Here is a 23337-nt window from a genome sequence, read left to right as displayed (position 1 = left end):
ATGTCCGCGCAGATCGATGCGCCTCCCCGGGCGCCGGGCAGCGTCGCCGCGCTGCGTGCGCGCTTTCGTGACGGCAAGGCCGCGCTCGTCGGCCACTTCCGCACGGCGCGCCCGACGACCACCGCCGCGCGCCAGCTGCTGAAGGCGCTGGCGCGCCACGTCGACGCGACGCTGGCCGACCTCTGGGCCCACGCCGGCATGCCGCCGGGCGCGGCACTGGTCGCCGTCGGCGGTTACGGCCGCGGCGAGCTCTTCCCCTACTCCGACGTCGACGTGCTGGTGCTGCTGCCGGCCGACGCTGCCGGCGGCGACGCGCTGCGGGCCTCGGTCGAAGGCTTCATCACCGCCTGCTGGGACATCGGCCTGGAGATCGGCTCGTCGGTGCGCACGCTCGACGAGTGCCTGGAGGAGGCGCAGCGCGACGTCACGGTGCAGACCGCGCTGCTCGAGTCGCGCCTGATCTGCGGCGCGCGCAAGCTCTTCAACGGCCTGCGCGACGCGACGATGCAGGCCGTCGACGCCCCGGCCTTCCTGCGCGCCAAGACGCTGGAGATGCAGCAGCGCCACGTGAAGTACGAGGTCACGCCGTACTCGCTGGAGCCCAACTGCAAGGAGAGCCCCGGCGGGCTGCGCGACCTGCAGGTCGTGATCTGGGTCGCCCGTGCCGCCGGCCTGGGCCGCACCTGGGGCGAACTCGCCGCCAAGGGCCTGGTGACGCCGTTCGAGGCCTCGCAGCTGGCGCGCCACGAAGGCACGCTGAAGCTGATCCGCGCCCGGCTGCACGTCGTCGCCGGGCGCCGCGAGGACCGCCTGGTCTTCGACCTGCAGACCGCCGTGGCCGAGAGCTTCGGCTACCACCCGACCAAGGGCCAGCGCAGCTCCGAGGTGCTGATGCACCGCTACTACTGGGCGGCCAAGGCGGTGGCGCAGCTCAACCAGATCCTGATGCTCAACATCGAGGAACGCATCAACGGCTCGGAGGCCGCGCCGGGCCGTCCGATCAGCGAGCGTTTCCTCGACCGCGCCGGCATGCTCGAGGTCGCCAGCGACGACCTGTACCAGCAGCACCCCGACGCGATCCTCGAGACCTTTCTCGTCTTCGCGCAGGAGCCGGGCATCCAGGGCCTGTCCTCGCGCACGCTGCGTGCGCTGTACAACTCGCGCGGCGTGATGGACGGCCGCTTCCGCCGCGACCCGAAGAACCGCGCGCTGTTCATGCAGATCCTGCGCCAGCCGACGGGGCTGACGCACGCCTTCCGGCTGCTGAACTCGACCTCGGTGCTGGGGCGCTACCTCTGGGTGTTCCGGCGCATCGTCGGGCGCATGCAGCACGACCTGTTCCACGTCTACACCGTGGACCAGCACATCCTGATGGTGCTGCGCAACGTGCGCCGCTTCTTCATCCCGGAGCACGCGCACGAGTATCCGTTCTGCAGCCGGCTGGCCGCGCACTGGGACCACCCCGAGCTGCTCTACATCGCGGCGCTGTTCCACGACGTCGCCAAGGGCCGCGGCGGCGACCACTCCGAACTCGGCGCGCTCGAGGTGCGGCGCTTCTGCCGCGACCACGGCCTGTCGCGCCCCGACACGCAGCTCGTCGAGTTCCTCGTGCGCCACCACCTGACGATGAGCCGCATCGCGCAGAAGGAGGACCTGTCGGACAGCGAGGTCATCGCGTCGTTCGCGCGGCTGGTCGGCAACGAGCGCCAGCTGATCGGCCTGTACCTGCTGACGGTGGCCGACATCCGCGGCACCGGCCCGCGCGTCTGGAACGCCTGGAAGGGCAAGCTGCTGGAAGACCTGTTCCGGCTGACGCTGCGTGCGCTCGGCGGCTCGCACCCCAACATCGACGCCGAGATCGAGGCCCGCATGCACGAGGCGCGGCAGATCCTGGCGCTGCACACCGCGCTGCCCGGCACCGAGGAGCCGCTGTGGCGCACGCTGGAGGTCAGCTACTTCGCGCGCCACGAGGCGGCGGACATCGCCTGGCACGCGCGCTCGCTGTGGCGCCACATCGAGACGCGCGAGCCGGTGGTGCGCGCGCGGCCCTCGTCGGTCGGCGACGGGCTGCAGGTGCTGGTCTACTCGCCCGACCGGCCCGACCTGTTCGCGCGCATCTGCGGCTACTTCGACGGCGCCGGCTTCAGCATCCTGGACGCGAAGATCCACACCACGCGCGCCGGCTTCGCGCTCGACACCTTCCAGGTCGTCAGCACGCGGCTGGCCGACACCAGCCCGGCGGCCTACCGCGACCTGATCGCGCTGGTCGAGAACCAGGCCGCGGCGGCGCTGGCCTCCGACGGCCCGCTGCCGCAGCCGAGCCAGGGCCGCGTCTCGCGCCGCGTGCGCTCGTTCCCGGTCGTGCCGCGCGTGACGCTGGCGCCCGACGAACGCGCCCAGCGCTGGCTGCTGACGGTCTCCGCCAGCGACCGCTCGGGCCTGCTGTACGCCATCGCCCGCGTGCTGGCACGGCACCACATCAACCTGCAGCTCGCCAAGATCACGACGCTGGGCGAACGCGTGGAAGACACCTTCCTCGTCGACGGCCCGGCGCTGCAGCAGCCGCGCACGCAGCTGCGCATCGAGAGCGAGCTGCTCGACGCGGTCGCGGCCCCGGCATGACGCCCCGCCACGCCGCCGCCGGCCGCGCCGGCCCGCCATGAGCCTGCGCCGCATCAGCGCTGCCGAGGCCATCGCCCGGCTGGGCGAGTTCAGCGCCGTCGTCGACGCGCGCAGCGAGTCCGAGTACGCCGAGGACCGCCTGCCCGGCGCCGTCAACTGGCCGTCGCTGAACGACGCCGAACGCGCCAGCATCGGCACCGAATACAAGCAGGTGTCGCCGTTCGCGGCACGCAGGCGCGGCGCGATCCTGGTCGCCCGCAACGTCGCCGGCCACGTCGAGCGCGAACTGCTCGACAAGGACCGCGAGTGGCGGCCGCTGGTCTACTGCTGGCGCGGCGGCCACCGCTCGGGCGCGCTGGCGCTGGTGCTCGACCAGATCGGCTTCTCGGTCAACGTGATCGAAGGCGGTTACCGCGAGTTCCGCCGGGCCGTCGTCGCCGACCTCGAGACCCTGCCCGCTCGGTTCACGCTGCAGGTCGTCGCCGGCCCGACCGGCTCGGGCAAGAGCCGGCTGCTCGGCGCGCTGGCCGCGGCCGGCGCCCAGGTGCTGGACCTGGAGGCGCTGGCCGCGCACCGCGGCTCGGTGCTGGGCCCGCTGCCCGACCAGGCGCAGCCCTCGCAGAAGGCCTTCGAGACCCGGATCTGGCAGCAGCTGCGCGCCTTCGACCCGGCGCGACCGGTCTTCGTCGAGGCCGAAAGCCGCACGATCGGCCGGCTGCGGGTGCCCGAGAGCCTGCTCGAGCGCCTGCGCGGCGCACCCTGCCTGGCGGTCGAGATGCCGCTGGAGGCCCGCGTGCGCCTGCTGATCGAGGACTACGCCCACCTCGTCGCCGACGCCGAGGCGCTGTGTGCAATGCTGAGTCGTCTGCGCGAGCTGCGTGGCGCCGCCACCGTCGAGCGCTGGCAGGCGCTGGCACGCGCCGGAGACTTCCCGACGCTGGTACGCGAGCTGCTCGCCGAGCACTACGACCCGATCTACGCGCGCTCGACGGCACGCAACTTCAGCCGCTTCGGCCAGGCCGAGGCCGTGCCGCTGGACGACGGCGAGGCGCCGACGCTCGCGCGTGCGGCGCAGGCGCTGGCGCAACGGACGGTCGGGACGCCACCCGGGCCGGAAGGCGTCTTGCCGTGAGCGTGACGCCGGCCCTCCTCCGACGGTCGCCGACGGCCTGGGCGCCGCGGTCCGTCGTCCCGACGGCGATCGCCGCGGCCCCGTTGCCGCCCGGTCCCGTCATCACCGTGCCCTGGCTCGCGCAGGCCAGCCGGCACGCCCATCTTCACCTGGTGGACACCACCGGGATGTCGGAGCCTGCCTGATGTTCGGTTACACCGAGGACCAGATCGCGCAGTTCGGGCTGACCTTCGGGGTCGGCGCGTTCATGCTGTACATGGTGTTCATCATCTTCCAGCTCGCGCGCGAATCGAAAGCCGGCAAGTTCGGCGCCTTCGTGCTCTTCCTGGCCCTGGGCTTCGGCCTGGTCGGCTTTGCCGCCAAGGGCCTGATCAAGTATTTCCTCCACGGTGTCGGCGAATGACCGCGAGCACGACCACGATGAACGCCCTGCCGATCCAGCGCCACACCTTGTTCGAGGACGTGCAGGGTGTCGTCACCGGTGCGCTGTTCGTCGCGCTGGCGCTGGTGATGTTCCGCCATGCCGGCATGCTGACCGGCGGGACGGCCGGCATGGCCTTCGTGCTGCACTACGCGACGCACGTGCCGTTCGGCGTCGCCTTCTTCGCGCTGAACCTGCCGTTCTACTGGCTGGCCTGGAAGCGCATGGGCGCGCGCTTCACGATCAAGACCTTCTGCGCGGTGGCACTGCTGTCGGTGCTGGCGGAGGTGCTGCCGCGCTGGGTGGTGCTGCAGTCGGTCGAGCCGCTGTTCGCGGCGATCGGCGGCGGCCTGCTGATGGGCACCGGGCTGCTGATCCTGTTCCGCCACAAGGCCAGCCTGGGCGGCATCAACGTGCTGGTGCTGTGGCTGCAGGAAAAACGCGGCTGGCGCGCTGGCAAGATCCAGATGGTGCTGGACGTGAGCATCCTGCTGACCGCGATCCCCTGGGTGGGCGGGTGGCAGCTCGTGCTGTCGGTGATCGGTGCCGTCGCGCTGAACTTCTCGCTGGCCGTCAACCACCGCCCCGGCCGCTACGCCGCGGTCTGACGCGAGAATCTGAATGGAGCCCCCTCCCGGAGGGGGCCCCGGGAGTCCACGCCTCCCGCAGGTCGAGCGACGCTCAACCCATGTGCAAGCCGCCGTTGCAGGAGAAGTCCGCTCCGGTCGTGAAGCCCGAATCCGGCCCCGCCAGCCAGGCGACGACCGAGCCGATCTCCTCGGGCGTGCCCAGGCGCTTGACGGGGATCGTCGCGACGATCTTCTCCAGGATCTCGGGCTTGATCGCGCGGACCATCTCGGTGCCGATGTAGCCCGGGCTGACGGTGTTGACCGTCACGCCCTTGGCCGCCAGCTCCTGCGCCAGGGCCATCGTGAAGCCGTGCATGCCGGCCTTGGCCGCCGAGTAGTTGGTCTGGCCGGCCTGGCCCTTCTCGCCGTTGACCGAGCTGATCTGGATGATCCGGCCCCAGCCGCGCTCGACCATGTCGGGCACCACCTGCTTGGTGACGTTGAACATGCTGTTCAGGTTGGTGTCGATGACGGCGTGCCAGTCTTCTGGCGACATCTTCAGGAACATGCGGTCGCGCGTGATGCCGGCGTTGTTGACCAGCACGTCGATCGGCCCGTGTTCGGCCTTGGCCTTGCCGAAGGCCTCGACCGTCGACTCCCAGTCGGCGACGTTGCCCACCGAGGCGTGGAACTCGTAACCCAGCGCGGTCTGCTCGTCGAGCCAGCGGCGGAAGTCGCGATTCGGGCCGCAGCCGGCGATGACCTTGAAGCCTTCGCGGGCCAGCCGCTGGCAGATCGCCGTGCCGATGCCCCCCATCCCACCCGTGACGTACGCAACCTTCTGTGCCATGAACTGTCTCCTTTGAACCGTTCCGAACTGTTCCGTCGAATCCTGGCGGCGCGGGCAGGCCCGCGCCATCGGCAACGACACTAGCGCCTCCCCTGCGTGGGGGGCACGACGTGCCGGCTCAGCGCTCCACCGTCAGCGCCACGCCCATGCCGCCGCCGATGCACAGCGAGGCGATGCCGCGGCGGGCGCCGCGCCGGCGCATCTCGTGCAGCAGCGTGACGAGGATGCGGCAGCCCGAGGCGCCGATCGGGTGGCCGATGGCGATCGCGCCGCCGTTGACGTTGACCTTCTCGGTGTCCCAGCCCATCTGCTGGTGCACCGCACAGGCCTGGGCCGCGAAGGCCTCGTTGATCTCGAGCAGGTCGAGGTCGGCGGCCTTCCAGCCGGCGCGCTCCAGCGCCTTGCGCGAGGCCGGCACCGGACCCATGCCCATCGTCGCCGGGTCCAGGCCGGCGCTGGCGTAGCTGGCGATGCGCGCCAGCGGCTGCAGCCCCAGGCGCTCGGCGCGGGCGGCGGTCATCAGCATCACCGCCGCGGCGCCGTCGTTGAGGCCCGAGGCGTTGCCGGCGGTCACCGAGCCGGCCTTGTCGAAGGCCGGACGCAGGCCGGCCAGCGCTTCGGCGCTGGTCTTGCGGTTGATGTACTCGTCGGCGTCGAAGACGATCGGGTCGCCCTTCTTCTGCGGCAGCACGATCGGCACGATCTCGTCCTTGAAGCGCCCGGCGTCCTGCGCCGCGGCGGCCTTGCGCTGCGAGGCCAGCGCCAACGCGTCCTGGGCTTCGCGCGTGATGCCGTAGTGGCGCGCGACGTTCTCCGCCGTGATGCCCATGTGGTATTGGTTGTACACGTCCCACAGGCCGTCGACGATCATCGTGTCGACCATCTTCCAGTCGCCCATGCGCTGGCCGTCGCGCGAGCCCGGCAGCACGTGCGGCGAGGCGCTCATGTTCTCCTGGCCGCCGGCGATGACGACCTCGGTGTCGCCGTCGCGCAGCGCCTGCACGCCCAGCATCACCGCCTTCAGCCCCGAGCCGCAGACCTTGTTGATCGTGTAGGCCGGCACGGCGTTCGGCAGGCCGGCCTTGATGACCGCCTGGCGCGCCGGGTTCTGGCCGCAGCCGGCCTGCAGCACCTGGCCGAGGATGACCTCGCCGATCTGGCCGCCTTCCACCCCGCTGCGCTCCAGCAGCGCGCGGATCACGGCCGCGCCCAGCTCGGATGCCGGCGTGCGGGCCAGCGAACCGCCGAACTTGCCGACGGCGGTGCGGGCGGCGGCGACGATGACGATGTCGGTGCTCATGGGTCTCCTCTGGTTGGGGGAAATCAGGCCTTGGCCTTGACGTAGCGGCCCGGCGCCGGCTCGATGGCCTTGTGGCGCCGGCTGCCCGGAGTCTTGGGTGCCGCCACCTGACGCCCGGCGTGGCCGGCCAGCCAGCGGCTCCAGACCGGCCACCAGCTGCCCGGGTGTTCGGTGGCGCCGGCGAACCATTCGTCGGCAGTCGCCGCATTGGCGCCGTTCAGCCAGTGGCTGCGTTTGCCCTTGGCCGGCGGGTTGATGACGCCGGCGATGTGGCCCGAGGCGCCGAGCACGAACGTGCTGTCGCCGCCGAGCAGCGGGACGGAGGCGTAGGCCGCCTTCCACGGCACGATGTGGTCCTCGCGCGAGCCGTAGACGAAAGTCGGCACGTCGATCGCGCCCAGGTCGACCGCCTCGCCGCAGACCGTCAGCGCGCCGGGCCGCTTCAGCTCGTTCTGCAGGTACATGTGGCGCAGGTACCAGCAGTACATCGGCCCGGGCAGGTTGGTCGAGTCGCTGTTCCAGTACAGCAGGTCGAAGGGCGGCGGCGTCTCGCCCTTCAGGTAGTTGCCGACGACGTAGTTCCAGACCAGGTCGTTCGGGCGCAGGAAGCTGAAGGTCGTGGCCAGCTCCTGGCCCTTCAGCAACCCGGGGCCGCCGGGCGCGTCGGCGCCGATCGTCATCTCGCGCCACTGCACGCCGGCCTCGTCGACGAAGAGGTCCAGCACGCCGGTGTCGCTGAAGTCCAGCAGCGTCGTCAGCAGCGTCATCGACTGCGCCGGGCGCTCGCCGCGGGCCGCCAGCACCGCCAGCGCGGTGGCGAGGATGGTGCCGCCGACACAGAAGCCCAGCGTGTTGATCGTCTCCGAGCGCGTGATCTCGCGCACGACGCGGATCGCCTCGATCGGCCCGCGCTCGATGTAGTCGTCCCAGCCGAGGTGGCGCGCCGAGGCGTCGGGGTTGCGCCAGCTCATCACGAAGGTGCGGTGGCCCTGCTCGACGGTGTAGCGGATCACCGAGTTCTCGGGCTGCAGGTCGAGGATGTAGTACTTGTTGATGCACGGCGGCACGAACAGCATCGGCCGCTGGTGCACGGTGGCCGTCAGCGGCCGGTATTCGATCAGCTGGAAGAGATCGTTCTCGAAGACCACCGCGCCTTCGGTCGTCGCGACGTTGCGGCCGACCTCGAACAGCGTCTCGTCGGTCTGCGAGACATGGCCCTTGGCGAGGTCCTCGACGAGCTGGCGCACGCCGGTGGCGATGCTCTGCCCCTGGCTCTCCAGCGCCTTGCGCAGCGCCTCGGGGTTGAAGGCCAGATAGTTGCTCGGGCTGGCCGCCTCGACCCACTGCTGCACCGCGAAGCGCACACGCTCGCGTGCCTTGGCATCGCCCTGCACCGCGTCGGCCATGCGCTGCAGCGTGCGCGCGTTCAGCAGGTACATCTCGGCGACGTAGGCCGCGCCGGGGTTCTGCGTCCAGTCGGCGGCGGCGAAGCGGCGGTCACCCGTGGCCGGTGGCGGCGCGCTCTCGCGGCCGGCACGCTGCAGCGACGCGGTCCAGAGTTCGGTCGCGGCCTTCAGGTAGTCCGCCTGGATCGCCGCCAGCGTCTCCTGCGGAACCCGCAGTCCCGACATCGACTTCAGCATCTCACCCACGGCGGCGCCGAATGCCGCGGCCTGCGTGCCGTCGGCGGCCGGCAAGCTGCGCTTGCTCGTCATCGTCTGTCTCCTCGCTGGCGGTGCGGCCGGGGTCGGCGTGACCCGTGACGCGCAACGGTTGTAGGCCGGCCGGCTTACCTCGGCTTGACGCGCACCGCGATACTCACGTCCCGCAACACACTCACTCCGATGTACATCGTCGCCATCGCCTGGATTTACGTCGTGCTGATGATGGCACTGGCCGAAGCGCTGTCGGTGCACGGCAGCGTGCTCGGCGCCATCGTCACCTTCACGATGTACGGCGTGCTGCCGCTCGCCATCGTGCTCTACATCATGGGCACGCCAGCGCGGCGCCGCGCACGCCGCGCCGCCGAAGCCTCAGCCGCGACGCCAGACGGCGGCGGCCATGCGGCCGGTGATCCGGTCGCGACGGAACGAAAAGAACCGTGAACCGTCCTCGACGGTGCACCAGGCGCCGCCGCTGACACGATCGACACCGATCGCTGACAGCCGCCGGCGCGCCAGCCCGGGCAGGTCGGCCAGCCAGCGGCGCTCGCCGTCGGCACGACGCCGTGGACGGAACAGCGCCGGGGCATCGGCCGGCGGCTCGGCGGCCGGGTCGCCGCCGAAGGCCTCGACGACGTCCTGCCCGACCTCGAACTGGCGCGGCCCGATGCAGGGCCCGAGCCAGGCGAGCAGATCCCGCGGCGCGGCGCCGGTGGCGTCGCACAGCGCCGCGGCGGTGGCCTCGACGACGCCGCCGGCCAGGCCGCGCCAGCCCGCATGCGCCGCTCCGACGCCTCGCCCGTCGGCCGTGCACAGCAGCACCGGCAGGCAGTCGGCCACGAGCACCGTGCAGGCGACGCCGACGGCCGTCGTCACGCTGGCGTCGGCCTTGGCGAGCAGATCCGAGGGCTCGTCGCCACGCAGCCGCACGACCGCCGCGCCGTGCACCTGGTCGAGGTAGACCGGGCGCGCACCGAGCGCTGCCGCGAAGCGGCGCTGGTTCTCCTGCACCGACCCGGGCGCGTCGACGGCGTCGCCGCGCAGGGCCGGCGGGCGCAGGTTCAGGCTGTCGAAGGGTGCGGCGCTGATGCCGCCCTGGCGCGTGCTGAACGCGGCGCCGACGCGCTCGGGCGCCGGCCACTCGGGATGCAGCAGCATCGCCTCAGGCCTCGGCGTCGGGGCAGCGCGACGCCTGCGTGTCGGCGAAGGCCGGCAGCGCCATGCAGGTGTCGAAGACCCGGCGCACGTTCGGCACGTGCTCGAGGCGGCAGCCGAAGCGCTGCGCGTTCACCACCTGCGGCACCAGCAGGCAGTCGGCCAGCGTCGGTGCATCGCCGTGGCAGAAGGTCGAAGGCTGCGCCGCGAGTTGGCGCTCGACGGTCTCCAGCCCGGTCTCGACCCAGTGCCGATACCAGCGGTTCTTGTCGTCCTCGGAGACCTTCAGGTCGCGCACCAGGAAACGCAGCACGCGCAGGTTGTTCAGCGGGTGAACCTCGCAGGCGATGTCGTAGGCCAGCGAGCGCACGCGGGCCCGGCCCACGGGGTCGGCCGGCAGCAGCGGTGGTGCGGGATGCGTCTCGTCGAGGTACTCGATGATCGCCAGCGACTGCGTGATCACCGCGTCGCCGTCGCGCAGCAGCGGCACCAGCCGAGCCGCCGAGACGGCGGCATACGACTCCTGGAACTGCTCGTCGCGGCGCAGGTGCACCGGCTTGTAGTCGTACTCCAGCCCCTTCAGCGCGAGCGCGATGCGCACCCGCCACGAGGCCGACGAACGGAAGTAGTTGTAGAGCTCCATGCTCACCTCACGGCCACGCGCAGGGTGCCGAGGCCCTCGATGGCCCCGTCCATCACGTCGCCCGGCACCACGGCCCCCACGCCTGCCGGCGTGCCGGTGAAGATCAGGTCGCCGGCTTGCAGTTGCCATGCGCGGCTGAGCTGTTCGATCGTCTCGGCAATGCTCCAGATCAGGTCGGACAGATCGCCCTTCTGCCGCGGCTGGCCGTTGACGGCGAGCGTGATCGCGCCGCGTTCGAGCGTCCCGCAGCGTGTGCGCGGCACCAGCGGGCCGATCGGCGCCGACTGCTCGAAGGCCTTGCCGATCTCCCAGGGCCGGCCCTGCTTCTTCATCTCGTTCTGCAGGTCGCGGCGCGTCATGTCCAGACCGACGGCATAGCCCCAGATGCAGTCGGCGGCCTCGGCCGCCGGGATGTCGCGACCGCCGCGGCCGAGCGCGACGACGAGCTCGATCTCGTGGTGCAGATTCTTCGTCAGCGACGGATAGTCCATCGTGCCGGTCTCGCCGTCGGCCACCGGCAGCAGCGCATCGGCCGGCTTCATGAAGAAGAACGGCGCTTCGCGGCCGCTGTGGCCCATCTCCTGCGCGTGTTCGGCGTAGTTGCGGCCGACGCAGAAGATGCGCCGCACCGGGAACGCGCCGCCGCCGGCCACCGGCAGCAGGACGGGAGCGGGAGCAGGCAGGACGAGTTGCATATCCAGGATCAAGACGGTGGGCGATGAAACGATGATGCCACGCGCCGCCGCTACACTGCCGCCATGTTCGAGCCCCGCCGCATCCGCCATTGCCGGGCCTGCGGCCAGCCCGCCCGCTACGAGGTGCCGGCCGAGGACACGCGCGAGCGCGCGATCTGCACCGCCTGCGGCGAGATCCACTACGAGAACCCGATCAACGTCGTCGGCACCGTGCCCGTCTGGGGTGACCAGGTGCTGCTGTGCCGGCGCAACATCGAGCCGCGCCGCGGCCTCTGGACGCTGCCGGCCGGATTCCTCGAGCTCGGCGAGAGCACGGCCGAGGGCGCGATGCGCGAGACCGACGAGGAAGCCGGCGCGAGCATCGAGCTCGGTGCGCTGTTCACGGTGCTGAACGTCGTCAGCGCCGGCCAGGTGCATTTCTTCTACCTCGCGCGGCTGCACGACACGCGCTTCGCGCCCGGCCCTGAGACGATCGAGGCGCGGCTGTTCCGCGAGCACGAACTGCCCTGGGACGAACTCGCGTTCCGCACCGTGCGCGAGACCTTGCGCCTGTATTTCGCCGACCGCGCCCGCGGCCGCTTCGAGGTGCACGCCGGCGACATCCGCTGAGACGCGCCGGCCGGCGCTCAGCCCGCTGCTCGGCCCGCCGTCCGCACCGCCGGACCGGTGGCCGCGTCGAAGCCCAGGTCGAACAGCGTGCGCAGGTCAGCCGCGTCGTCGACGCCTTCGGCCACCAGCGACAGCCCCATCGCATGGGCCAGCGCCGCCAGCCCGGCGGCGAACTCGCGCACCGCCGCATCGGCGGCGCTGCCGCGCACGAAGCAGGCCTCGATGCGCACATGGTCCAGCCCGAGCTCGGCCCAGCGCACGAAGGCCTGCGTCGAGGCCCCCGCGTGCTCGACGCCGACACGCACCCCGGCGGCCCGCCAGGCACGCGCGGCTTCGCCCAGCCTCGACAGCGCACGTTCGAGCCAGACCCCGTCGCCGACGTCGATCAGCAGCCGGAGCGCAGCCTCCGGTTCGGCCAGCAGGCGCTGCTCGACTTCGGCGATGAAGCCGGGCGTGCCCAGCGACGCGGCACCGACGTGCACGCAGCGCGCGCGCTCGTCGCGCGAGCAGGCCAGCAGCGCAAGCTCGATCGCCGACAGGTCCACACGCGGCAGCAGGCGCGAGCGCGAGGCCATCGCCAGCCAGCGCTGCGCCTCGCGGAACGGGCCGCCGGCCTCGAGCTGCAGGCGCAGCGGGCACTCCAGGTGCAGCACCTGGCCGTGGCGGTCGCAGACCGGGAACTCGGCCAGCCGCGCGCGGCCGTCGTGCAGCGCCTCGGCGATCCGGTCGCGCCAGACCTGCTCGCCCTGCACACCGTCACCGGCGGCGTGGATCTCGATGCTGAACGGCCCGGCGGCCTCGGCCTGGGCCAGCGCCAGGCCGGCGGCGGCCATCGCGTCGCCGGACTCGCCACTGCGCAGGCCGTCGGCAGCACCGATGACGATCTCGATGCCGCCCGGGCCGGCGGCCGGGGTGGCACGCAAGGCCTGCAGCAGCGTTCGGGCGGTTTCGTCGGCGACGCCGGCCGCCGGCAGGCACAGCGCGAAGTCGGTTTCGTTCAAGCGCCCGGCAAACGCCCCGTGCACGCGCCTCGGGTAGGCGTCCAGCGCCTCGGCGACGAGCGCCAGGCGCCGCTCCAGCGGGTCGTCGCCGAGGCGCAGCCCCAGCGGCCCGAGATTCAGCGCCCGCAGCAGCAGCAGCGAACACTCCGGCGCCGCGCCCTGCCCCAGCACACCGGCCAGGCGGCCGAGGAAATGGCGGCGGTTGGGCAGCCCCGTGACGGGATCGGTGTGGGCACGCAGCCGCAAGGCCTCGACCTGCGCCGCCGCCGGCCGAGCATCGGCGTGAGCAGGCGGTTTCGGCAGGTCGGCCACGGCGTCACGCCGCGCCGCGTACCAGGACGCCAGGCGACGGCGCAGCAGGTCGGTCATCGAGTCGGGAAGCTGCGACACGATCGGGCACTCCGCTTCGGCGCCGGACATGCGGCGCACGCCCAGCATGCCAGCAGCTTCGTCAGCGCAGGCGCAGGACTTGAGGCATGCACCGCAAAAGCGTGGCAAAACACTTCAATTCGCAGATGCGAATCATTTGCATTCGCTGCATTTGCCTGCCAATGACGTCCATTCACGACGTAAAGCCGACCGACATGCGATCTATGTCAGCCGAATAAGCTCATGATGCGTTAACGTCCAGGGTGTCCACTCAACCGCGCGCCGACGCGATGGGTGACCTGAATCGACTTTCCTTTCGGAGACCGCGAATGACCTCTCGTCGTGAATTCATCCAGATCGTCCCGCTCGCCGGCGCCGCGCTGCTGACTGGCCGCAGCGCCATGGCCGCCCCGGTGGACGAGAAGGACCCGCAAGCCGTTGCCCTGGGCTACGTCTCGGACGCCGCCAAGGCCGACAAGGCCAAGTACAAGCAGTTCGTCGCCGGTTCGCACTGCGGCAACTGCGCGCTGTTCCAAGGCAAGGCGACCGACCCCGTCGGCGGCTGCCCGCTGTTCGCCGGCAAGCAAGTCGCGAACAAGGGCTGGTGCTCGGCCTGGGCCAAGAAGGCCTGAGGAAACCCGATCGCCCGCGCCACCGACGCGGGCCGGTGTTTCACCCCTGAAGAGGGCTCCCGCGGGAGCCCTCTTTCTTTTGCGTGACGCGCCGTCAGCGGCGCGCCGGCGGCAGGTCGGTGCAGCTGCCGTGTGCCGCCTCGGCGGCTAGGCCCAGCGACTCGCCCAGCGTCGGGTGCGGGTGGATCGTGCGGCCGATGTCGACCTCGTCGGCGCCCATCTCGATGGCCAACGCGACCTCGCCGATCATGTCGCCGGCATGCGTGCCGACGATGCCGCCGCCCAGGATGCGGTGCGTCTGGGCGTCGAACAGCAGCTTGGTGAAGCCTTCGTCGCGGCCGTTGGCAATCGCCCGGCCGGAAGCCGACCACGGGAACAGGCCCTTCTTGACGGCCACCCCGCGCGCCTTGGCGTCGTCCTCGGTCAGGCCGACCCAGGCGACCTCGGGGTCGGTGTAGGCCACACCCGGGATGACGCGGGCGTCGAAACGCGCCTTGTCGTCGCCGGCGGCGACTTCGGCCGCGACGTGGCCTTCGTGCACCGCCTTGTGCGCCAGCATCGGCTGGCCGACCAGGTCGCCGATCGCGAAGATGTGCGGCACGCTGGTGCGCATCTGCACGTCCACCGGCACGAAGCCGCGTTCGTCGACCTTGACGCCGGCACGCTCGGCGCCGATCGAACGCCCGTTCGGGCGCCGGCCCACGGCCTGCAGCACGAGGTCGTAGAGACCGTCGCTGCGCGTGCCGTCAGCGGCCTCGAACTGCACGCGGATGCCGTCGGCGGTGGCTTCGGCGCCGACCGTCTTCGTCTTCAGCATCAGCCGGTCGAAGCGGTGGGCGTTCATCTTCTGCCAGACCTTGACAAGGTCGCGGTCTGCACCGGCCATCAGACCGTCGAGCATCTCGACGACGTCCAGGCGCGCGCCCAGCGTCGAATAGACGGTGCCCATCTCCAGACCGATGATGCCGCCGCCGATGACGAGCATCTTCTTCGGCCTCTGGCGCAACTGCAGCGCACCGGTGGAGGTGACGATGCGCTCGTCGTCGGGCAGGAAGGGCAGCTTCACCGCCTCGGAGCCGGCGGCGATGATCGCCTGGGCGAAGCGGATCGTCTGCGTACCACCGGCCGAGAGCTCCACGACCAGCTCGTGCGGCCCGGCAAAGGCGCCGACGCCCTGCACCACCGTCACCTTGCGCATCTTGGCCATCGCGGCCAGCCCGCCGGTGAGCTTGGAGACGACCTTCTGCTTGTGCGCACGCAGCTGATCGAGGTCGATCTGCGGCGCGCCGAAGCTGACGCCGGCGGCTGCCAGGTGCGCCGCTTCGTCGACGACCGCGGCGACGTGCAGCAGCGCCTTGCTCGGGATGCAGCCGACGTTCAGGCAGACGCCGCCCAGCGTCGGGTAACGCTCGACGAGCACGACCTTCATCCCCAGGTCGGCGCCGCGGAAGGCGGCCGAATAACCGCCCGGGCCGCCGCCCAGCACCAGCAGATCGCAGTCGTAGGCGCCGCCGGAGGCGGCGGCCACCGGTGCCGCGGCCGGCTGGGGCGCAGGCGCCAGTGACGGCGCCGACGGTGCCGGCGCGGCAGGGGCCGGCGCAGGCGCCGCCGCCTCAGCGGTCTCGATGCTCGCCAGCAGCACGCCCTGGCTGACCTTGTCGCCGACCTTCACGGCCAGGCTCTGCAGCACGCCGGCGTGCGGCGACGGGATCTCCATCGACGCCTTGTCGCTCTCGACGGTGATCAGGCTCTGCTCGGCCTTGATCGTGTCGCCGGGCGCGACCAGCACTTCGATGACGGCGACCTCGTTGAAGTCGCCGATGTCGGGAACACGGATCTCGATGACGGCCATCGTCGTGCCCCCTTACAGCATCACGCGGCGGAAATCCGCCAGCACCGACGCCAGGAAGGCGTTGAAGCGCGCCGCCGCGGCGCCGTCGATGACGCGGTGGTCCCAGCTCAGCGACAGCGGCAGCATCAGGCGCGGCACGAACTCGCGGCCGTTCCACTGCGGCTTCATCGTGCTGCGGCAGACGCCGAGGATCGCGACCTCGGGCGCGTTGATGATCGGCGTGAAGTAGGTGCCGCCGATGCCGCCCAGCGAGCTGATCGAGAAGCAGCCGCCGGACATCTCGGCCGGCGTCAGCTTGCCGTCGCGCGCCTTCTTCGCCAGTTCGGACATCTCGCGGCTGATCTGCAGGATGCCCTTGCCGTCGACATCGCGGATCACCGGCACGACCAGCCCGTTGGGCGTGTCGGCGGCGAAGCCGATGTGCACGTACTTCTTCAGCACCAACTCGTCGCCGTCGAGCGAGGCGTTGAACTCGGGGAACTGCTTCAGTGCCGCGGCGCAGGCCTTGATCAGGAAGGCCAGCATCGTGACCTTGACGCCCGACTTCTCGTTCTCCTTGTTCAGCTGGACACGCAGCGCCTCCAGCTCGGTGATGTCCGCGTCCTCGTGGTTGGTGACGTGCGGGATCAGCACCCAGTTGCGGTGCAGATTCGCGCCGCTGATCTTCTTGATGCGCGACAGCGGCTGGCGCTCGACGGTGCCGAACTTCGTGAAGTCGACCTGCGGCCAGGGCAGCAAACCCGGCAGCGTGCCGCCGGCCGCGGCTGCCGGAGCGGCCGGCGCCTTGGCCTTCTGAGCGCTGGTCTGGGCCTCGCCGGCCATCACGCCCTTGACGAAGGCCTGCACGTCTTCCTGGGTGATGCGGCCCTTGGGGCCGCTGCCCTTGATCTCTTCCAGCGGCACGCCGAGCTCACGCGCATAACGCCGGATCGACGGCGAGGCATGCGGCAGCGCGGCCGAGACCGGCGCCGTCGGGTCGTGCGCCGGCACCGGGGCGGCGGCGGGCGCGGCGACCGGGGCGGCGGCGGCTGCCGGAGCCGGGGCAGCCGGAGCGCTTGCGGGGGCCGGTGCCGCGGCCGGTGCCATCGGCGCGCTGGCCGCCGCGACCTCGAGCACCGCGATCACCGAACCGCGGCTGACCTTGTCGCCGAGCTTGACCTTCAGCTCGCGCAGCACGCCGCCGTGCGAGGACGGGATCTCCATCGAGGCCTTGTCGCTCTCGACGGTGATCAGGCTCTGCTCGGCCTTGATCGTGTCGCCGGGATTGACGAAGACCTCGATGACCGTGACTTCGGCGAAGTCGCCGATGTCGGGCACCAGGACCTCGACGCGGCCGGTCGCCGCAGCGGCCGCCGGTGCTGCCGCGAGCGCTGCAGGCGCAGGCGCCGCGGGTGCGGCCACGGGTGCCGCGGCCGGCGCCGCCGGTGCTGCGGCGTCGTCGCCCACCTCGAGCAGCGCGATCAGGCTGCCCTGGCTGACCTTGTCGCCGAGCTGGATCTTCAGCTCGCGCACCGTGCCGGCGCGCTCGGCCGGGATCTCCATCGAGGCCTTGTCCGACTCGACCGTCGCCAGCGACTGGTCCAGCGCGATCGTGTCGCCCGGCTTGACCAGCAGCTCGATGACCTCGACCTCCTTGAAGTCGCCGATGTCGGGGACCTTCAGTTCCACCACCGCCATGGGTTATCTCCGTTCGTCTTTTCGATTCTCAGGCGTACAGCGGGTTCGGCTTGGCCGGGTCCAGACCGTACTTGGCGATCGCCTCGGCGACCTTGGCCGGCGGCACCGTGCCCTCCTCGGCCAGCGCCTTCAGCGCGGCGACGACGATGTGGTGGCGGTCGACCTCGAAGTGCGAACGCAGCCGGCTGCGGAAGTCGCTGCGGCCGAAGCCGTCGGTGCCCAGCACCTTGTAGACGCGGCCCTTGGGCATGAACGGGCGGATCTGCTCGGCGTAGTTCTTCATGTAGTCGGTCGACGCGACGACCGGGCCGGCATGCGCGCCCAGTTGCTGCGCGACGTAGGGCACACGCGGCTCGGCCGTCGGGTTCAGCAGGTTCCAGCGTTCGCAGTCCTGGCCGTCGCGTGTCAGCTCGTTGAAGCTCGGCGCGCTCCAGACGTTGGCCGACACGCCCCAGTCGGCGGCCAGCAGGTCGCGTGCGGCCTGGGCTTCGCGCAGGATCGTGCCGCTGCCCAGCAGGTTCACCTTGGGCGGGTGCTCGGCGCCGGGCTCCAGCAGGTACAGGCCCTTGATGATCTGCTCCTCGGTGCCGGGTTTCAGGCCGGGCATCGGGTAGTTCTCGTTGAGCAGCGTGACGTAGAAGAAGACGTTCTCCTGCTGCTCGACCATGCGCTTGAGGCCGTGGTGCAGGATGACGCCGACCTCGTGCGCGAAGCTCGGGTCGTAGCTGACGCAGTTCGGGATCGTGCCGGCCAGGATGTGGCTGTGGCCGTCCTCGTGCTGCAGGCCCTCGCCGTTGAGCGTCGTGCGCCCCGAGGTGCCGCCCAGCAGGAAGCCGCGCGCCTGCATGTCGCCGGCGGCCCAGGCCAGGTCGCCGATGCGCTGGAAGCCGAACATCGAGTAGTAGACGAAGAACGGGATCATGATCCGGTTGTTCGTCGAGTACGAGGTCGCCGCGGCGATCCAGCTGGCCATGCCGCCGGCCTCGTTGATGCCTTCCTGCAGGATCTGGCCGGCCTTGTCCTCGCGGTAGTACATGACCTGGTCGCGATCGACCGGCGTGTACTTCTGGCCCTCGGGGTTGTAGATGCCGATCTGGCGGAACAGGCCTTCCATGCCGAAGGTGCGCGCCTCGTCGACGAGGATCGGCACGACACGCGGGCCCAGCGCCGCGTCACGCAGCAGCTGCGTCAGGCAACGCACGTAGGCCTGGGTGGTGCTGATCTCGCGGCCTTCGGCCGTGGGCTCGAGCACGGCCTTGAAGGTCTCCAGCGGCGGCACGACGAAGCTCTCCTCGGCCTTGCGGCGGCGCGCCGGCAGGTAGCCGCCCAGCGCCTTGCGGCGCTCGTGCAGGTAGCGCATTTCCGGCGTGTCGTCGGCCGGCTTGTAGAACGGGATCTTCGGCAGCTCGCTGTCCGGGATCGGCACGTTGAAACGGTCGCGGAAGTAGCGGATGTCGTCGTCGCTGAGCTTCTTGGCCTGGTGCGCGGTGTTCTTGCCTTCGCCGGCCTTGCCCATGCCGTAGCCCTTGACGGTCTTCACGAGCACGACGGTCGGCTGGCCGGTGTGGGCGTTGGCGCGGTGGAAGGCGGCGTAGACCTTGTTGGCGTCGTGGCCGCCGCGGCGCAGCTGCCAGATGTCGCTGTCGCTCATCTTGGACACCATCTCCAGCGTGCGCGGGTCGCGGCCGAAGAAGTGCTTGCGCACGAAGGCGCCGTCGTTGGCCTTGAAGGCCTGGTAGTCGCCGTCCAGCGTGTCCATCATGATGCGGCGCAGCGCCCCATCCTTGTCGCGCGCCAGCAGCGGGTCCCAGTTGCTGCCCCAGATCAGCTTGATGACGTTCCAGCCGGCGCCGCGGAACTCGCCTTCGAGCTCCTGGATGATCTTGCCGTTGCCGCGCACCGGGCCGTCCAGGCGCTGCAGGTTGCAGTTGACGACGAAGATCAGGTTGTCGAGCTTCTCGCGCGCCGCCAGGCCGATGGCGCCGGTGCTCTCCGGCTCGTCCATCTCGCCGTCGCCCAGGAACACCCAGACCTTGCGCTTGGAGGTGTCGGCGATGCCGCGCGCGTGCAGGTACTTGAGGAAACGCGCCTGGTAGATCGCCATCAGCGGGCCCAGGCCCATGCTGACGGTCGGGAACTGCCAGAAGTCGGGCATCAGCTTCGGATGCGGGTAGCTCGACAGCCCCTTGCCGCCGACTTCCTGGCGGAAGTTCAGCAGCTGCTCCTCGGTCAGGCGTCCTTCCAGGAAGGCGCGGGCGTAGATGCCGGGCGCGCTGTGGCCCTGGATGTAGAGCAGGTCGCCGCCATGACCTTCGCTGTCGCCGTGCCAGAAATGGTTGAAGCCGGCGGCGAACATGTGCGCCACCGAGGCGAACGAGCTGATGTGGCCGCCCAGGTCACCACCGTCCTCCGGGTGCAGGCGGTTGGCCTTGACGACCATCGCCATCGCGTTCCAGCGCATCGCCGCACGCAGCCGGCCCTCGAGCTCGAGATTGCCGGGGCTGCGCTCCTCCTCGTGGGGCGGGATCGTGTTGACGTAGGCGGTGTTGGCCGAGAACGGCATGCCGACACCGGAACGGCGCGCCTCGTCGATCAGCTGATCGAGCAGGTAGTGCGCCCGCTCGGGGCCTTCGTTGGCGATGACCGCCGACAGCGCCTCCAGCCATTCGCGCGTCTCCTGCGCGTCGTGGTCCCGGGGGTCGCCCGGCAGGGCCTCCGGCATTGCGGACATGCTTGTCTCCTTTGTGGTCGATCTCGGACGGCGGGGAGTTTGTCACGTGCCACGCATTCCGAATAGTGCAGGGCTTTATCGCATTGCGAGATATGAGACCCGGAGCACGCCGACTCGGCGTTGCCCCCGGGCGGATTTCGCCGGCACGCTCGGGATAATGGGTCATGGCTCCGAAATCCGCTTCCCCGTCCGGCCGCGCGGCGCCGGCCACCCGCCGCCGCCGCCCGTTCGCCGGCTGGTGGCGCGGACTCTCGCCGGCGCGCCAGGACCGGCTGGCGACGCTCGGGCCGCTGATGTCGGTGCTGCTGTTCCTCGCGGCGATCACCGCGGCCTTCTGGTATCTGCGCAACGAGGAGATCGTGCGCGAGACCGAGTCGATCAAGCGCGACGCCGAGCTGACCCAGCAGCAGATCGGCCTGCGCCTGATCCAGAACCAGGAACTGCTGACGCCGGTGGCGCGCGAGATGGTCGCGCCGGGCCTGTCGCCGGAGCGTTTCATCGAGCAGGCGACGGCGTTCTCCAAGGACAGGCCCGAGGTCATCCAGGTGAGCTGGGTCGGGGCCGACCGCGTTCCGATCGCGATCCACCTCGCCACGCTGTACGCGCCCGACGCGAGCGTGCGCGAAGGCCGCCCCGGCGCGCAGGCGCCGCTGGCCCCGCTGACAGCCCGCAACGGCGCCGCGGCGCAGGCCTTCGACAGCGCCCGCACGACCCGGCTGCCGACCTACTCCGGCTCCTTCGTCGACGACATCGGCAACCCGTACTTCCAGCTGCAGATGCCGCTGATCGAGCGCGGCCGCTTCAGCGGCGTGCTGGTCGTCGAGTACTCGGTGGACACGCTGCTGCGCAACTTCGTGCCCGAGGACGTGGCGCGGCGGCACATGGTCTCGGTCGTCGACCAGTACGGCAGCGTGCTGGCCAGCACCGTGACGCGCCTGCCCGACGCCGCCGGCGGCCGCGAGCCGCTGGTCAGCGACGCGCCGCTGACGCCCGCGCTGAACGGCCTGATGCTGCGTGGCCAGGGCTACCCGACGTCCAAGGGCCTGGTCAGCAACACGCTGTTCTGGATGGTCGTCGCGCTGGCCGGGCTGACGGTCTGGATGCTGCTCGGCACCTGGCGCCACATGCGCCACCGCGTGCGCATCCAGGAGGCGCTGACCCAGGAGACCAACTTCCGCCGCGCGATGGAGAACTCCATGCCCACCGGCATGCGCGCGATGGACCTGGACGGCCGCATGACCTACGTGAACGCGGCCTTCTGCCAGATGACGGGCTTCGCCGAGCACGAGCTGATCGGCCGCCTGCCGCCCTTCCCGTACTGGCCGCCCGACCGTGTCGAGGAGAACGGCCGCTTCCTGCAGCTCGAGCTGCAGGGCCGCAGCCCGTCGGGCGGCATCGAGGTCAAGGTGATGCGCAAGGACGGCCTGGTCTTCGACGCGCGCATGTACGTCTCGCCGCTGATCGACCCCAAGGGGCAGCAGACCGGCTGGATGACCTCGATGACCAACATCACCGAGGCCAAGCGCATCCGCGACCAGCTCTCGGCCTCGCACGAACGTTTCACGACCGTGCTGGAGGGCCTGGACGCCTCGGTCTCGGTGCTCTCGGTGCAGCAGGGCGAGCTGCTGTTCACCAACCGCTCGTACCGGCTGTGGTTCGGCGGCGACGCACGCGGCCACGCGCTGCTGACCGGCGGCGCCACGCCGGCCGAGTTCATGCCCGGCGCCGAGGACGACGTCGACCAGCTCTCCGGTCTGCCGACGCACGAGCTGACCGAGGTCGGCACCAGCCCGCGCGAGGTCTTCGTCGAGTCGCTGCAGAAGTGGTTCGACGTGCGCTCGCGCTACCTGCAGTGGACCGACGGCCGGCTGGCGCAGATGCTGATCGCCACCGACATCACCGCCCGCCGCCGCGCCGAGGAGCAGACCGCGATGCAGGCCGAGAAGGCGCAGGTGACGAGCCGGCTGGTGACGATGGGCGAGATGGCCTCGTCGGTCGCGCACGAGCTGAACCAGCCGCTGACGGCGATCACCAACTACTGCAACGGCATGGTCTCGCGCGTGAAGGCCGGCAGCATCTCGCAGGACGATCTGGTGGCCGCGCTGCAGAAGACCGCGCGCCAGGCCGAACGCGCCGGCCAGATCATCCACCGCATCCGCTCGTTCGTGAAACGCAGCGAGCCGCAGCGCCAGCCGGCGCAGGCCCAGCAGATCGTCGAGGACGCCGTCGACCTGGCCGGCATCGAGCTGCGCCGGCGCCAGGTGGCGATCCACACCTACGTCGCGCAGCGCCTGCCGACGCTGATGTGCGACCCGATCCTCGTCGAGCAGGTGCTGCTGAACCTGCTGAAGAACGCCGCCGAGGCGATCGACAGCGCCGCGCTGCCGCCGGCACGGCGCCACATCGAGCTGTCGGTGGTGCCACGTTACGCCCAGGAGGAAGGCGACGTCATCGAGTTCAGCGTCACCGACATGGGCCCGGGCATCAAGGAGGAAGTGCTGGGCCGGCTGTACGAAGCCTTCTTCTCGACCAAGGCCGAAGGGCTGGGCATCGGGCTGTCCCTCTGTCGCTCGATCATCGAGTCTCACCGAGGGCGGATGAGGGCCCAGAACCTCTACAATGGCCACCACATCGTCGGCTGCCGTTTCGCCTTCACCCTGCCCGTCGACATCGCGGCGCGCCACGAGGCGGCAGGCACGGGAGACGAGGCGGGCATGGCGGTTTCATCCACCACCACCGTCACCTCCACATGAGCCTGATCCCCAAGAAGGGCACCGTCTACGTCGTCGACGACGACGAGGCCGTACGCGATTCGCTGCAGTGGTTGCTGGAAGGCAAGGACTACCGCGTCAAGTGCTTCGACTCGGCCGAGTCCTTCCTCGCGCGCTTCGATCCGCGCGAAGTGGCGTGCCTCATCGCCGACATCCGCATGGACGGCATGAGCGGCCTGGAACTGCAGGACCGCCTGCTCGAACGCAAGAGCCCGCTGCCGATCGTCTTCATCACCGGCCACGGCGACGTGCCGATGGCCGTCACGACGATGAAGAAGGGCGCGATGGACTTCATCGAGAAGCCCTTCAAGGAAGAGGAACTCGTGTCGCTGGTCGAACGCATGCTCGACCAGGCGCGCCAGGCCTTCAGCCAGCACCAGGAGCAGGCCAGCCGCGACGCGCTGCTGGCGCGCCTGACGACGCGCGAGTCGCAGGTGCTCGAGCGCATCGTCGCCGGCCGCCTGAACAAGCAGATCGCCGACGACCTGGGCATCAGCATCAAGACGGTGGAGGCGCACCGCGCCAACATCATGGAAAAGCTCAACGCCAACACCGTCGCCGACCTGCTGAAGATCGCGCTCGGCGCGCACGGCAAGGCCTGAGCCGCACCCGATACACCCGTCCCCCGAGGCCGCTGCCCCAGCGGC

Annotated in this window: 19 protein-coding genes; 9 read left to right on the top strand and 10 right to left on the bottom strand. The window is 70.7% G+C overall.

What is annotated here, in order from left to right; translation table 11 throughout:
- The 4 genes from G5B56_RS15890 (at position 1) to G5B56_RS15875 (ending at position 4783) form a co-directional block, all read left to right on the top strand.
- On the top strand, positions 1-2622 hold the full coding sequence (locus G5B56_RS15890) for a [protein-PII] uridylyltransferase (protein WP_164963860.1): 2622 nt from the start codon (positions 1-3) through the stop codon (positions 2620-2622).
- Between the two features lie 37 nt (positions 2623-2659).
- A complete protein-coding gene (gene mnmH / locus G5B56_RS15885) occupies positions 2660-3754 on the top strand; it encodes a tRNA 2-selenouridine(34) synthase MnmH (RefSeq protein WP_164963859.1) in 1095 nt (364 codons plus the stop codon).
- Between the two features lie 184 nt (positions 3755-3938).
- Complete coding sequence (locus G5B56_RS15880; RefSeq protein ID WP_009856869.1) at positions 3939-4157, top strand: DUF2788 domain-containing protein; 219 nt, start codon at positions 3939-3941, stop codon at positions 4155-4157.
- Between the two features lie 17 nt (positions 4158-4174).
- Positions 4175-4783, top strand: coding sequence for a YitT family protein (locus tag G5B56_RS15875; RefSeq protein WP_164963858.1), 609 nt, complete (start codon positions 4175-4177; stop codon positions 4781-4783).
- 73 nt (positions 4784-4856) lie between these two features.
- Here G5B56_RS15875 and phbB read toward each other — a convergent pair whose 3' ends face one another.
- The 3 genes from phbB to phaC all read right to left on the bottom strand — a co-directional run bounded on the left by phbB (position 4857) and on the right by phaC (position 8609).
- Complete coding sequence (gene phbB, locus G5B56_RS15870; protein WP_009856867.1) at positions 4857-5594, bottom strand: acetoacetyl-CoA reductase; 738 nt, start codon at positions 5592-5594, stop codon at positions 4857-4859.
- Positions 5595-5712: 118 nt separating this feature from the next.
- Positions 5713-6894, bottom strand: a complete 1182-nt coding sequence (locus G5B56_RS15865) for an acetyl-CoA C-acetyltransferase (RefSeq protein ID WP_009856866.1) — start codon at positions 6892-6894, stop codon at positions 5713-5715.
- Positions 6895-6917: 23 nt separating this feature from the next.
- Positions 6918-8609, bottom strand: coding sequence for a class I poly(R)-hydroxyalkanoic acid synthase (gene phaC, locus G5B56_RS15860; RefSeq protein ID WP_164963857.1), 1692 nt, complete (start codon positions 8607-8609; stop codon positions 6918-6920).
- A gap of 129 nt (positions 8610-8738) precedes the next feature.
- On the opposite strand from phaC, the gene G5B56_RS15855 reads away from it, so the two are divergent.
- Entirely contained in the window at positions 8739-8999 is a 261-nt protein-coding gene (locus G5B56_RS15855; protein ID WP_029718375.1) for a hypothetical protein, read from the top strand.
- Here the strand turns inward: G5B56_RS15855 and pgeF are convergent.
- Genes pgeF through G5B56_RS15840 form a run of 3 tightly spaced genes read right to left on the bottom strand, consistent with a single transcriptional unit; the run spans position 8928 to position 11048 of the window.
- Entirely contained in the window at positions 8928-9713 is a 786-nt protein-coding gene (gene pgeF, locus G5B56_RS15850) for a peptidoglycan editing factor PgeF (protein WP_164963856.1), read from the bottom strand. The two genes, G5B56_RS15855 and pgeF, sit on opposite strands and share 72 nt — an antisense overlap.
- 4 nt (positions 9714-9717) lie before the next feature.
- Positions 9718-10353: a maleylacetoacetate isomerase gene (gene maiA / locus G5B56_RS15845; RefSeq protein ID WP_009856862.1), complete on the bottom strand. Its 636-nt coding sequence runs from the start codon at positions 10351-10353 to the stop codon at positions 9718-9720.
- Positions 10354-10355: 2 nt separating this feature from the next.
- A complete protein-coding gene (locus G5B56_RS15840; protein WP_009856861.1) occupies positions 10356-11048 on the bottom strand; it encodes a fumarylacetoacetate hydrolase family protein in 693 nt (230 codons plus the stop codon).
- A gap of 63 nt (positions 11049-11111) precedes the next feature.
- On the opposite strand from G5B56_RS15840, the gene G5B56_RS15835 reads away from it, so the two are divergent.
- Entirely contained in the window at positions 11112-11657 is a 546-nt protein-coding gene (locus G5B56_RS15835; RefSeq protein ID WP_164963855.1) for an NUDIX hydrolase, read from the top strand.
- A 17-nt stretch (positions 11658-11674) separates the two neighbouring features.
- Here the strand turns inward: G5B56_RS15835 and G5B56_RS15830 are convergent, their stop codons facing one another.
- A complete protein-coding gene (locus G5B56_RS15830; protein ID WP_164963854.1) occupies positions 11675-13096 on the bottom strand; it encodes an EAL domain-containing protein in 1422 nt (473 codons plus the stop codon).
- A 260-nt stretch (positions 13097-13356) separates the two neighbouring features.
- On the opposite strand from G5B56_RS15830, the gene G5B56_RS15825 reads away from it, so the two are divergent.
- Positions 13357-13659: a high-potential iron-sulfur protein gene (locus G5B56_RS15825; RefSeq protein WP_009856858.1), complete on the top strand. Its 303-nt coding sequence runs from the start codon at positions 13357-13359 to the stop codon at positions 13657-13659.
- A 94-nt stretch (positions 13660-13753) separates the two neighbouring features.
- On the opposite strand, the gene lpdA is transcribed toward G5B56_RS15825, so the two are convergent.
- Genes lpdA through aceE form a run of 3 tightly spaced genes read right to left on the bottom strand, consistent with a single transcriptional unit; the run spans position 13754 to position 19919 of the window.
- Positions 13754-15511 carry a dihydrolipoyl dehydrogenase gene (gene lpdA, locus G5B56_RS15820; RefSeq protein WP_164963853.1) on the bottom strand — a complete coding sequence of 586 codons (1758 nt, stop codon included), beginning with the start codon at positions 15509-15511 and terminating at the stop codon, positions 13754-13756.
- 12 nt (positions 15512-15523) lie between these two features.
- Complete coding sequence (aceF, locus tag G5B56_RS15815) at positions 15524-17188, bottom strand: dihydrolipoyllysine-residue acetyltransferase (RefSeq protein WP_164963852.1); 1665 nt, start codon at positions 17186-17188, stop codon at positions 15524-15526.
- 28 nt (positions 17189-17216) lie between these two features.
- Positions 17217-19919, bottom strand: a complete 2703-nt coding sequence (gene aceE, locus G5B56_RS15810; protein WP_164963851.1) for a pyruvate dehydrogenase (acetyl-transferring), homodimeric type — start codon at positions 19917-19919, stop codon at positions 17217-17219.
- A gap of 164 nt (positions 19920-20083) precedes the next feature.
- On the opposite strand from aceE, the gene G5B56_RS15805 reads away from it, so the two are divergent.
- Both G5B56_RS15805 and G5B56_RS15800 read left to right on the top strand, forming a co-directional pair.
- A complete protein-coding gene (locus tag G5B56_RS15805) occupies positions 20084-22672 on the top strand; it encodes a PAS domain-containing sensor histidine kinase (protein ID WP_164963850.1) in 2589 nt (862 codons plus the stop codon).
- A complete protein-coding gene (locus G5B56_RS15800) occupies positions 22669-23292 on the top strand; it encodes a response regulator transcription factor (RefSeq protein ID WP_009856189.1) in 624 nt (207 codons plus the stop codon). Before G5B56_RS15805 ends, G5B56_RS15800 begins: the two co-directional genes overlap by 4 nt.
- The last annotated feature ends 45 nt before the right edge of the window (positions 23293-23337 follow it).

It is taken from the genome of Rubrivivax sp. JA1026 (assembly GCF_011065555.1).
Lineage (GTDB): Bacteria > Pseudomonadota > Gammaproteobacteria > Burkholderiales > Burkholderiaceae_C > Rubrivivax > Rubrivivax benzoatilyticus.
Note: the sequence above shows the minus strand (reverse complement) of the source record. Positions and strands in the feature narration are given on the sequence as shown.